This window comes from Streptococcus mitis SK575 (genome assembly GCF_000257865.1).
In the GTDB taxonomy this organism is placed as follows: Bacteria; Bacillota; Bacilli; order Lactobacillales; family Streptococcaceae; genus Streptococcus; species Streptococcus mitis_CQ.
Window position 1 is genome coordinate 1 of sequence record NZ_AICU01000032.1, and the last position, 10,165, is coordinate 10,165.

At 37.1% G+C, this 10,165-nt stretch carries 12 protein-coding genes; 3 read left to right on the forward strand and 9 right to left on the reverse strand.

Annotated features, from left to right (window positions below; all coding sequences use genetic code 11):
- Window positions 1-18 precede the first annotated feature (18 nt).
- From HMPREF1048_RS05335 to HMPREF1048_RS05360, 6 genes are all read right to left on the reverse strand, one after another.
- Window positions 19-1,710 carry a lactose-specific PTS transporter subunit EIIC gene (locus HMPREF1048_RS05335; RefSeq protein ID WP_001037317.1) on the reverse strand — a complete coding sequence of 564 codons (1,692 nt, stop codon included), beginning with the start codon at window positions 1,708-1,710 and terminating at the stop codon, window positions 19-21.
- Window positions 1,710-2,027: a PTS lactose/cellobiose transporter subunit IIA gene (locus HMPREF1048_RS05340; RefSeq protein ID WP_001078325.1), complete on the reverse strand. Its 318-nt coding sequence runs from the start codon at window positions 2,025-2,027 to the stop codon at window positions 1,710-1,712. Before HMPREF1048_RS05340 ends, HMPREF1048_RS05335 begins: the two co-directional genes overlap by 1 nt.
- A 35-nt stretch (window positions 2,028-2,062) precedes the next feature.
- A complete protein-coding gene (locus HMPREF1048_RS05345; protein WP_000285712.1) occupies window positions 2,063-2,899 on the reverse strand; it encodes a PRD domain-containing protein in 837 nt (278 codons plus the stop codon).
- 305 nt (window positions 2,900-3,204) lie between these two features.
- Window positions 3,205-3,927, reverse strand: coding sequence for a class I SAM-dependent methyltransferase (locus HMPREF1048_RS05350; protein ID WP_000379365.1), 723 nt, complete (start codon window positions 3,925-3,927; stop codon window positions 3,205-3,207).
- Window positions 3,905-4,609, reverse strand: a complete 705-nt coding sequence (locus HMPREF1048_RS12590; protein ID WP_000451779.1) for a methyltransferase domain-containing protein — start codon at window positions 4,607-4,609, stop codon at window positions 3,905-3,907. The genes HMPREF1048_RS05350 and HMPREF1048_RS12590 overlap by 23 nt, the downstream gene beginning before the upstream one ends.
- A gap of 3 nt (window positions 4,610-4,612) precedes the next feature.
- Window positions 4,613-5,527 (reverse strand): DMT family transporter, encoded by a 915-nt coding sequence (locus tag HMPREF1048_RS05360; protein ID WP_000820329.1) that lies wholly within the window; start codon window positions 5,525-5,527, stop codon window positions 4,613-4,615.
- A gap of 195 nt (window positions 5,528-5,722) precedes the next feature.
- On the opposite strand from HMPREF1048_RS05360, the gene HMPREF1048_RS05365 reads away from it, so the two are divergent.
- The 3 genes from HMPREF1048_RS05365 (at window position 5,723) to lacB (HMPREF1048_RS05375) (ending at window position 7,310) form a co-directional block, all read left to right on the forward strand.
- Window positions 5,723-6,199, forward strand: a complete 477-nt coding sequence (locus HMPREF1048_RS05365; RefSeq protein WP_001239965.1) for an RrF2 family transcriptional regulator — start codon at window positions 5,723-5,725, stop codon at window positions 6,197-6,199.
- A 152-nt stretch (window positions 6,200-6,351) separates the two neighbouring features.
- Window positions 6,352-6,780 (forward strand): galactose-6-phosphate isomerase subunit LacA, encoded by a 429-nt coding sequence (lacA, locus tag HMPREF1048_RS05370; RefSeq protein ID WP_000864630.1) that lies wholly within the window; start codon window positions 6,352-6,354, stop codon window positions 6,778-6,780.
- A gap of 11 nt (window positions 6,781-6,791) precedes the next feature.
- On the forward strand, window positions 6,792-7,310 hold the full coding sequence (gene lacB / locus HMPREF1048_RS05375) for a galactose-6-phosphate isomerase subunit LacB (RefSeq protein ID WP_000684751.1): 519 nt from the start codon (window positions 6,792-6,794) through the stop codon (window positions 7,308-7,310).
- 324 nt (window positions 7,311-7,634) lie between these two features.
- On the opposite strand, the gene lacD is transcribed toward lacB (HMPREF1048_RS05375), so the two are convergent.
- The 3 genes from lacD to lacB (HMPREF1048_RS05390) are packed head-to-tail and all read right to left on the reverse strand — an operon-like array spanning window position 7,635 to window position 10,072.
- Window positions 7,635-8,615: a tagatose-bisphosphate aldolase gene (gene lacD, locus HMPREF1048_RS05380; RefSeq protein WP_001229116.1), complete on the reverse strand. Its 981-nt coding sequence runs from the start codon at window positions 8,613-8,615 to the stop codon at window positions 7,635-7,637.
- A 1-nt stretch (window position 8,616) separates the two neighbouring features.
- Window positions 8,617-9,546, reverse strand: a complete 930-nt coding sequence (locus HMPREF1048_RS05385; RefSeq protein ID WP_000604290.1) for a tagatose-6-phosphate kinase — start codon at window positions 9,544-9,546, stop codon at window positions 8,617-8,619.
- Window positions 9,547-9,556: 10 nt separating this feature from the next.
- Window positions 9,557-10,072, reverse strand: a complete 516-nt coding sequence (gene lacB, locus HMPREF1048_RS05390) for a galactose-6-phosphate isomerase subunit LacB (protein ID WP_001216910.1) — start codon at window positions 10,070-10,072, stop codon at window positions 9,557-9,559.
- Between the last annotated feature and the right edge of the window lie 93 nt (window positions 10,073-10,165).

Consider the following 10,165-nt stretch of genomic DNA (forward strand, 5'->3'; position numbering starts at 1 on the left):
GTTTTATAGTCCCTATCGTTAATCGAATTGAGCTTGTACGAATGCAAGAGCACCTTTTCCATCACGAGTTAATTTGATGTATTGAGCACCTTCTGTCTTGGCAAGTTTAATACCGAGCTTATCTGTTTCTGCTTTCATGTCTTCAAAGTTTGAAGCAACTTGAGGGGCAAGGATAACTAGATCAAACTCTGGCAACATTTCACGGTGAGCACCATAGCCACCTGCTGCTGCTTTCACAGGAACATTGTATTCTGCAGCTGCCTTATTCAAAGCATTCGCAAGAAGTCCACTTGTACCTCCACCTGCACAGAGAACGAGGACATTTGTTTCTTCAGTGATGGTATTTTGAGCTGCTTCTACACCTGCTTTTTCAAGAATAGCATCCGCTTTTGCAGTGTTGAAGTTTGCAGCAACTTTTTCTTTCAATTCATCGTTAGCTTTACCTGAACGTTCTTCTTCAAGAATTTGTTCATCATATACTTTAAGGAATGGGTAGTAAATGACTACGTCAACCACGATTAGAAGAGCAGCAAGAGCGAATGATAAGAACTGGAAGTTTGTACCAAGGACAATCCCCAAAGGTCCAGGAGTAACCCATGGAAGGTTGGCAGTAAATGAGTTCATGCCAAGTGTTTCGATAAAGAACTTAAAGATCCATACGTTTGCAATTGGAGCAAAGATAAATGGAATGAAGAAGATTGGGTTCAAAACAAGCGGTGCACCAAACAAGATTGGTTCATTTACACCAAAGAAAGTTGGAACTACTGAAGCACGTCCGATTGCACGGTTACGTTTTGATTTTGTTAACCACATGAACATGAATGGAACAACCAATGTCGCACCAGTACCACCCATGGTAACGATAAACATTTGTGTACCAGAAGTAAGAATCTTGTCAGCATGCATTCCTTGTTGGAGAAGGTTCAAGTTGACTTCGGCATTGGCATAGGTAATAGCTGCGATTGCTGGTTCAACGATAGATGGACCGTGAATACCAACAAACCAGAAGAAGGCAAAGGCACCAAAGATAATGGTGATCCCTAGATAACCATCAGCAGCAGAGAATAATGGAGCAAAGAATTTACCGATTGATTCAGCTACGCTTGCACCAACAAAATGACGAGCTAATAAATCAAGAGCATAAAGAGAAACAACAGATAGAGTGAATGGAATCACATCTTTAAAGACTTGTGAGATATTTGGTGGAACTTCGTCAGGCATACGAATAGTGACGTTGTTCTTAACACAAACCTTATAAATTGCTACAGTCACAAAGGCTGCTAGGAAGGCTGAAAGCAAACCTTTTGTTCCTAGGAATCCTGTTGCAAAGCCACCTTCAATTGGATCAGCTGCCAACATCAATAATCCAACAATAGCAGCTAATAGAGTTGACATATAGTTGATTTGGTTGGTTTTTTCCATGCTACGGTTAACAGAGTCTGTTAATGATTTAGCAGTCGTACCAGCTAGCAAAAGTGCGAGAATACCCATAGAATAGCTATAAGGTTTCATCAGAAAGGCTACAACTTCATCAGACCATTTAAAGCCCCATGAGTTTGGTACAAAGGCAATCAGGATAAAAATACTTGAGAAGAGAATAACAGGCATACCTGCAATGAAACCATCACGAATAGCACGAAGATAGATATTACGAGATAATTTCTCAAAGAAAGGCTTTCCTTTCTCGATAAATGCAATTAGTTTGTTCATTATTTAACTCCTCTCTTATAAAGTTCGATTAAGTGGTGCATCAAATCTTTTAACAAGACAGTTGTCATCAAGTGGTCTTGGCCATGCATCATGGTCACACTATACGCTAAGTCCTCACCAGAAGCTTCCTTAGTCAATAGACTTGTTTGCGCGTGGTGAGCCTCTGCAATGCAAGAACCAGCTTCCTCAACTAAGCTGTCTGCTTTCGCAAAATCACCAGCTTCAGCAGCCTTCAAGGCTTCCAATAGTTTTGAACGAGCATCGCCAGCATAGGCTACGATTTCAAAACCTAACAATGTTACTTCTTCTCTATTCATGATAGAATTCTCCTTAGGTATTTTTAATTAAATTTTTATGACAATAAACGTTGGATGTGTAGAACTAGATAAACTCGTTCACTTTTATACAAATCAAGACCCGTATGTTGCGTAATCACATCATAGATCTTGGAACCAATCTCGAACGCTTTTGGATAGGATTGTTTGATATGATCTTCCATATCCAGAAGTGATTGGTTATCATCTCTAGATCTGTCTAAATAATCCAAGAAATAATTCAAATGTATCATAAAACGATCATAGAAATGATTATTCTCTTTGGTTCGTTGAATTGCATAGTCCGTTAAAACTTCTTCAACATTCCTGAGAATTTCTTTCCTCTTATCAATCGACTCCACAAGTTCCACTTCATTTTCACCTTCGGCATTAATGAAATGATAAGCAATCCGAATAATTTCGTCCTCAGGAAAATGATCTGCTAGCTTCTGACGGTAAATTTCAAATGCTTCATTTGCGATTTGAAAGGCGACAGGATACTTAGTGGAAATATCTGGCAGATTACTATCCTTGTACCTTCCTTGTGCTAGAGCTTGGTAAGAACAGTAAATATGATCTGTCAAGGTTACATAGAGATACTCTTGAATCGGATAATGATATTTCTTTGATAGCTTATCAATGATTTCATAAGTCACTGTGATAAAATCAAGCGGAACATCTTTGAGGAGAGCCATAAAGTTTTCTCTTGACTCTTCGGTCTTCATCCGAAAGATTTTCTCAACCTGATGTTCAGCAATCAAATCCCCTTTCTTCTTTCCAAATGCAATCCCCTTACCAATCACAATCACTTCTTCTCCTTTATCATTTCTGACAAGCGAGACATTGTGATTCATTGGATTTAGAATTCGATACATGTCAACCTCCTTTTATATCTTAAAGCTATATTAGTACAAAAAATGACCACAAATGAACTAGAAAATCAGCTGATTTCTAATTCACCTGTGATCATGCCTAATATTACTTAGTAACACTCACCTTGTATTAACTTGTGATTTAAGTATAGCACAAGTAAGTTATTTTGTAAACCCTTACATGAAACTTTTTTTACTTTATTTGAGCATATTTTATCAAAAAAATAAAACAGTAAACAAAATTAGAAAACAAGTGTTTATAGCGCAGAAAATTTCATCTCAGTTCAAAAACAAGTGTACTAATAACTCTATATTTTTTTGAAAGCTCCAAACCAAAATCCATTATTCCTAATAAACAACTCATCACCAAAAGCTCTAGTATGTTTTGAACCGATTTCTAATTTTACAAGACGCATAGGAGCCAATAATTCAATTAACTCACTTTCTGTATAAACTCTTTCTAACATTGAATCTAGTTTTCTACGTATATAACCTTTTTCTAGTAAAGAATTATCAGGAATTGCATCTCGGAAAATTCCATCTTTCCGTGGACAATAAAAATAATACATTCCTCCTGTTTTCAACATCCTTTTCACCTCTGAAAAATAGTTCTGTCTATCTTTTTCATCCACTATAAATGTAATCGCAGACATTATATCAAATATAGAATCGAAATGGTTGTCAGGAAAATCTAAACCTTTACCTACATCTGTCTGTGTTATATGACAATTTAATTGTGGAAATGACTTAGTCAATAATCGTTTTGCACTATCAGCGGCCTCTTTTGTTAAATCTACACCACAATAAGTATCCGCATAATGATTTTCAATTAAATAGTAAAGATTCCTTCCAAAACCACAACCAACTTCTAATACCCTGCACTCATCGTTTTGAGTAACGATTTGATTTCTCAAAGAAAAAATCTTTTGAACTGCATCATTAGGAACTAAGCGTGTCTCTGTTTTTGATGATTGGGCGTGTAATTCTTCCCATTTCTTGTGATTATCTTCATTTAAAACAAATGTATCCATTGAACTCTCCATATCTCATTATCGTTTCTACATGATGAAATCCAGCACTCTTTAACATTTCTTTATTTTCAGCATGAGTGTGGTTAATCATAACTCCCTCCAAGCTCAATTGCTTAGATAGAATTTCTTCTGGACTAAATCCATGTTCTTGCTTGAATTTAATATAATTGGAAACTATCAACTTATTTACCTTCGGATCTGTCATGATTTCTTTCTCAAATAGAATAAACGCTCCACCTTCAACTAACGATTCATGTATTTTTGATAAAATCTTTATTCTCTTGTCTGGGAGAATAAACTGAAGGAAATAATAGCTAATAATTAAATCGCTGGGTTCTAACCTGGCTTCCTCCACGGAGCTTGTTATAAATTCAAGCTCAGGAAATTTTGATTGTGCCACCTGATTCATTTCTGGAATCTCTTCTATCCCGATAAAACGAACTTCTTTTTTAGACTTGTGACGCTGGTATAATTTACCAATCAAATTACCCGTTGCAGAGCCTAGCTCATAACATAAGGAATGGTCACGAATAAAAAAATCGCTTAGATGACAAACAAGGTCATGTCCTTCATCATATAAAGGAATGGATTGTCTAACATGCTCATCAAAATGTTGAGCTACACCATTACCAAAACTCCATTGTGTTCCATTTTGAATAACAATATCATTTCCAACTTCCATAAACTACTCCTCTTCTCCCTTGACTTTCCAGTTTACTAATACCAATGCTAACACAACCATCGAACCACCAAGAACCAAATTCAATGTAAACGGCTCATGTAAGCCCATAATAGAAAAGATAGTTGAAAATACTGGAACTAAAAACAAGAAACTGCTAGCTACTGTTGCTCCCCTTTGTCCTAGACTATAAAACCACAGTCCAAACGAACCAACAGACGCAGGAATAATTAACCATATAAACCAAACCCAGCCCCAAAATCCTAAATTTAGAAAGTTATAACTTTCATGCACAGGTATTGAGAATATGTAAAGGAATACCCCACCTAATAACAATTGCCAAGCTGTAAATATCCATGGACCGTTATCAAAAGGAATTTTCTTGGTGACAACTGTATTGACCGACCAACAAAATGAACCAAGTAAAGCAAACAAAGCACCTAAACTAAACGCAGATACATCTAGTCCTATACAAGTAACAACTCCAGCCACACCTAATATTAATGCACTTATCTTCTGAATAGTCAATATATCTTTTAACAAAAAATGTGCTAAGAAAGCTAACCAAAGAGGATTCGTAAATAAGATAATGGAAGACATCGATGATGATACATCATGAGCTAGGGCAAGATTAAGAAATCCCATGGTTCCAGCTGTCTGTAAAATCCCGATAGTCACAACCAATATAAACCCCTTTATCTTACTACCTTGACTTTTAGGGATGATAGTCCCTCCCTTGCCAAATAAAAACGATAATACTAACATCACTAACCCAGCAATAATAAATCGAACACCCCCAAGTAATAATGGAGGAGTCTTTTCAACTACTATGAGATATTTCCCAGTTGGAAAAGACGACCCCATAAAAAGTGTGGTAAGTAATATAGAAATCAAAAAAATAAAATTTGAACCTCGTTTCATTTATTTCCCCTTCTTTTAAAAGATATTGATGATATTTTTTGTCTTTTATTCTACTCTTTTAAAAATGAATGTCAAGAGATTTATCAAAAAATTCCAAGATTATTTTTTTAAACTCCTATGTATTGAGAAAAAAACAAAAAAAGGCTATACTGGTAATTGTGGATAATGATTATCTTTTTATATGGAGGTACAAACATGCGATTGTCATCAGGTTGGGAACAGTCAGTCTATGTCTTACTCATGTTAGATCAGCTCCCTGAAGGAAAATATATCAATACAATTTCCTTGAGTGAACGGCTAGAAGTTTCAGATTCTTATTTGAAAAAAATTATAAAACTATTAGACAACGAAGGGTTGGTTAAATCCGTTAGAGGGAAAAATGGAGGCGTTGCTCTTTCTAAACCCCTCAGCCAAATCACCTTTTACGATGTATTTGTAGCTATAGAAGGAAAAAATCGAATCTTTGAAAGTCAAAATCTTCTAAAAAAATTCTTAGGCAACGAGGAAAGTAAAAAGGCTAAAAGATGCGTTGTAACCAACTCTCTTGATATTATTGAAAACACTTTAGTTGCAACCCTGACTTCTATTACACTCAGCCAGGTAGCCCATCAATCTGAGATTAACTATGATTTAACCGATATCAGAAATTGGGTCAATAAATGCCAAAACTAGCTGGAGAAAAAATTTTTCAGCTAGTTTTTATGAATCCTTGACAAATAATTTTACAAGGACTATACTATATTTGAAGATATAATATATCTTCTATATCGTCAACAATGATCTTTCATTGCATGCTTTTGGATAGCTAAAGAAAGAAGGTTCTTATGAAAGTTATTTTAGCTACTGACCAAGATGGTTTCCAACTGAAAGAAACCGTCAAACACTATCTGCTTCATTCTGGTTATGAAGTAATTGATCTCAACTCTACACAAGGTTCTGAGGATTTCGTTGATTCTACTGTCAATGCTATTACAGAGTTTAGAAAATATAAGCAAGCTCGCGCTATTCTTTTTGACAAGTTTGGACATTCTTTTATGCCTGCTAATAAGTTTAAAGGTATTATCTGCGCCGCTGTTTCCGATGAACACTCTGCCATGATGACTATTCGACACAATTCTACTCCAATCATTACAATTGGTTCTGGAATTACAGGTGATATTTTAGCAGTTGAAATAGTCAAAACCTTTCTTGAGCACAACTATGATGCTGGCCGTCACCAAGTTCGCATTGATATGCTGAACAAGCTCTGCTAGGAGGTATTCCCATGAAAATAGCTCTCGGTTGTGATCACATTGTAACAGATGTGAAGATGAAGATTTCAAAACACCTAAAAGAACAAGGTCATGAAATCATTGATGTTGGTACTTATGATTTCGTCCGTACCCACTATCCTATTTATGGTCGCTTAATTGCAGAGGAAGTCGTCAATGGACGGGCTGACTTTGGAGTTGCCCTGTGCGGTACAGGTGTTGGAATTGCTGTATCTGCTGATAAAGTTCCTGGAACTCGAGTTGTACTTGTCGGAGATGTTGCGACTGCTCGTTCCGCTCGTGAAAATCTCAATGCTAATATTGTTGCTTTCGGTGGTGCTATCCTAGGTATCAATTTCATTAACAACATTGTAGATGAATTTATCAATACCAAATACAAACCAAGTCCTGAAAAAGAGGAATTGATTGCGAAAATTGATAAACTATCTGAAGTGAGCCCAGATGTAGCTGCCAATGATCATATCTTCGATGAAGAGAATGCCAAGTGGGATCGTGGAGAATATCACGATTAACTTGCATTCCCTCTGATATATTTTATCTAATACTCAATGAAAATCAAAGAGCAAACTAGGAAGCTAGCCGCGGGCTGCTCAAAGCACTGCTTTGAGGTTGTAGATAAAACTGATGAAGTCAACTCAAAATACTGTTTTGAGGTTGTGGATAGAACTGACGAAGTCAGTTACATATATATACGGTAAGGCGACGCTGACGTGCTTTGAAGAGATTTTCGAAGAGTATAACCTTGAGGATAACTAACTCAAGGTTATTTTTACGTCATCAAAAAAGTCTAGAGATATTTCTATCCCTAGACTGAAGTTATTTTCACAATTTGAGTACTACACGCGTTCTTTCCATGAAGTCGCTGTTGTTTGAAGAACTTTATTGAGCTCATCAATGTTTTCAAATCCAGTTGTGCGAAGCCATTCACGTGCTGCTTCTTCACCATTTTTGATGTAAGCTTCAACTGATCCAGCCCATGTAGCACGGCCACAAAGAACTCCATTGAAGTTTGCACCTGATTCATGGGCAAATACAAGAGTATCTTGGAAGAGTTTAGCTGATACACCAGCACTCAAGTAGATGTATGGCAAGTTAGTTGCTTCATCTTGTGCTTTGAAGAAGGCTGCTGCTTCTTCACGTGTATAAACTACTTCACCTTCAGCGAAGCCTTCAACATATTTAATGTTAACAGGAACTTCTACTTTCAAGACATCAATGTTAAAGCGTGGGTCTGAGAAGACTTTCATAGCACCAATAACTTTGTGTGGTTTTACTTTCGCGTATTCTACAGAACCTGCATCAGCAATTTTTTCATCGTAAGCAAGGATTTCAAGGAAGAATGGGATATCTTCAGCCACACACTCAGAACCGATGCGTTCGATATAAGCTTGTTTTTCTTGGTTAAGTTCGTCTGAGCTATCTACATCATAGTAAAGCAAGAATTTAACCGCATCTGCACCTTCTTCTTTAATACGTTTTGCAGACCAAACATCCAAGCAGTCTGGTAAGCGTTTTGTGCTTGTTGTGTCATAACCTGTTTTTTCATAAGCAAGGAGAAGACCAGCTTTTTCATCAAGAGCTTTAGTTGCTGGAAGTCCATACTCAGGGTCAAGAAGCATTGATGAAGCGTATTTAGTCAATTCATCTGCTACCAAGACTTTCAGTTCTTCCATTTGAGCCACAGTTGGTTCTTCTGTTTGGTGTTGAGCCATGAGGCGTTTCAAAGCACCACGTTGGTCAAAAGCAAGAGCTGAGATGATACCATTTTCATCAGAAAGTTTTTCTAAGCGTGCACGTTTTTGTTCTGTTAAAGCCATTTTATACCTCTTTTACTATTAATTGATCATATAGAGCTTGATAGTTGGCCATGTTGACATGACCAGTCATTTTTTCTTGAGCATTGAGCATACCAAGGACATTTGCCTTGATGAGTAATTCTGAATCCGATTCTTTATGAAGTAGCCCTGAAGAAATCCCTGCCACAGTAGAATCTCCAGATCCGACAGGGTTGACTACCTGAATTCTAGGAATATCTACCTTGTAGAAAATATCACCATGTTTGGCAAAGGCACCGTTGGCACCAAGTGAAACGATAATCCATTCAATACCTGCAAATAAAGGTTCTTGAAGAACTTCTTTTAATTCATCCAAATCCTCAGAAACTTCTCTTCCTAGAAGTTGAGACAATTCCTCATTATTTGGTTTGATGACTGTTGGTTTATGTGGTGATTCAAGAACCGCCTGAAGTGCTGCACCAGAACAGTCCAAGACAACATGCTTGCCAGCTTGATTAGCAAGTTCTACCAAGCTCGCATAGTAATCAACTGGAAGACCAGCTGGCAGACTGCCTGAGATAGCTACTACTTCAACTGACTCTAGGAGATTTTTGAAATGTTCCAAAAAGTCTTGACCTTCCTGTTCCAATACTTCAGGACCTTTTTCAAGGACTTCTGTTTGGTTGTCTCCGTGGAGAATAGCGATACAGTTCCGAGTTTCTCCCTGAATTGAGAAGAAATCTTTCTTTACTTGATCATCGATATTTTCAACCAAAAACTCACCAAGTTTGCCACCCACTAAACCAGTAGCAAGAACAGAATCCCCAAATTCTGAAAGTACTCGGGTAACATTGAGTCCCTTACCACCAGCTGTTTTGGTTACATCCACCACACGATTGACAGTATCAATCTTCAACTCATCCAAAGGATAGGAAATATCAATGGATGGGTTCATTGTGACTGTTAAAATCATAGGTCACCTCTTAGTCGTGGTATTCTCCGCGATCCCATTTTTCAAGGAATTCAGTGAAGAAGTTTGCGTCTGTTTGTTGAGCATTGTGACTTTCAAGGTGTTCAATTTTCGCAATCAATTTTTTGTTTTCTTCAGATGGTTTGTATTCAGCATGGATGAAAGCCTCGATGATGTCACACATGAGCAATTCACCAGTAATCTTACCACCAAAACCGATAACGTTAGCGTTCAATTGCTCTTTAGCATAAAGAGCTGTTGTCATATCACGAACCAAGGCAGAACGGACACCTGGAACTTTGTTTACAGCATTGTTGATACCAACACCAGTACCACAAATACATACCCCAAGATCAGCTTGACCACTAGTTACAGCTTCCCCTACTTTTTTACCAAAGATTGGGTAGTGAGTACGTGTATGGTCATATGTACCAAAGTCAATGACTTCATATCCTTTTGATTTCAAAAATTCTGAAACCGCCATTTTTTCATCTGTTACGATGTGGTCACATCCAATTGCAATTCTCATTAGTTATTCCCTCCGATTAATTATATAAATCTAATATCATTTATCCTTACTCAAGAAAAATCAAGATTAGCTTATACTCAATCAAAATCAAAG

Coding starts and splice junctions, on each gene's coding strand:
- HMPREF1048_RS05335 (WP_001037317.1), bottom strand. CDS start 1,710: ATGAACAAACTAATTGCATTTATCGAGAAAGGAAAGCCTTTCTTTGAG.
- HMPREF1048_RS05340 (WP_001078325.1), bottom strand. CDS start 2,027: ATGAATAGAGAAGAAGTAACATTGTTAGGTTTTGAAATCGTAGCCTAT.
- HMPREF1048_RS05345 (WP_000285712.1), bottom strand. CDS start 2,899: ATGTATCGAATTCTAAATCCAATGAATCACAATGTCTCGCTTGTCAGA.
- HMPREF1048_RS05350 (WP_000379365.1), bottom strand. CDS start 3,927: ATGGATACATTTGTTTTAAATGAAGATAATCACAAGAAATGGGAAGAA.
- HMPREF1048_RS12590 (WP_000451779.1), bottom strand. CDS start 4,609: ATGGAAGTTGGAAATGATATTGTTATTCAAAATGGAACACAATGGAGT.
- HMPREF1048_RS05360 (WP_000820329.1), bottom strand. CDS start 5,527: ATGAAACGAGGTTCAAATTTTATTTTTTTGATTTCTATATTACTTACC.
- HMPREF1048_RS05365 (WP_001239965.1), top strand. CDS start 5,723: ATGCGATTGTCATCAGGTTGGGAACAGTCAGTCTATGTCTTACTCATG.
- lacA (WP_000864630.1), top strand. CDS start 6,352: ATGAAAGTTATTTTAGCTACTGACCAAGATGGTTTCCAACTGAAAGAA.
- lacB (WP_000684751.1), top strand. CDS start 6,792: ATGAAAATAGCTCTCGGTTGTGATCACATTGTAACAGATGTGAAGATG.
- lacD (WP_001229116.1), bottom strand. CDS start 8,615: ATGGCTTTAACAGAACAAAAACGTGCACGCTTAGAAAAACTTTCTGAT.
- HMPREF1048_RS05385 (WP_000604290.1), bottom strand. CDS start 9,546: ATGATTTTAACAGTCACAATGAACCCATCCATTGATATTTCCTATCCT.
- lacB (WP_001216910.1), bottom strand. CDS start 10,072: ATGAGAATTGCAATTGGATGTGACCACATCGTAACAGATGAAAAAATG.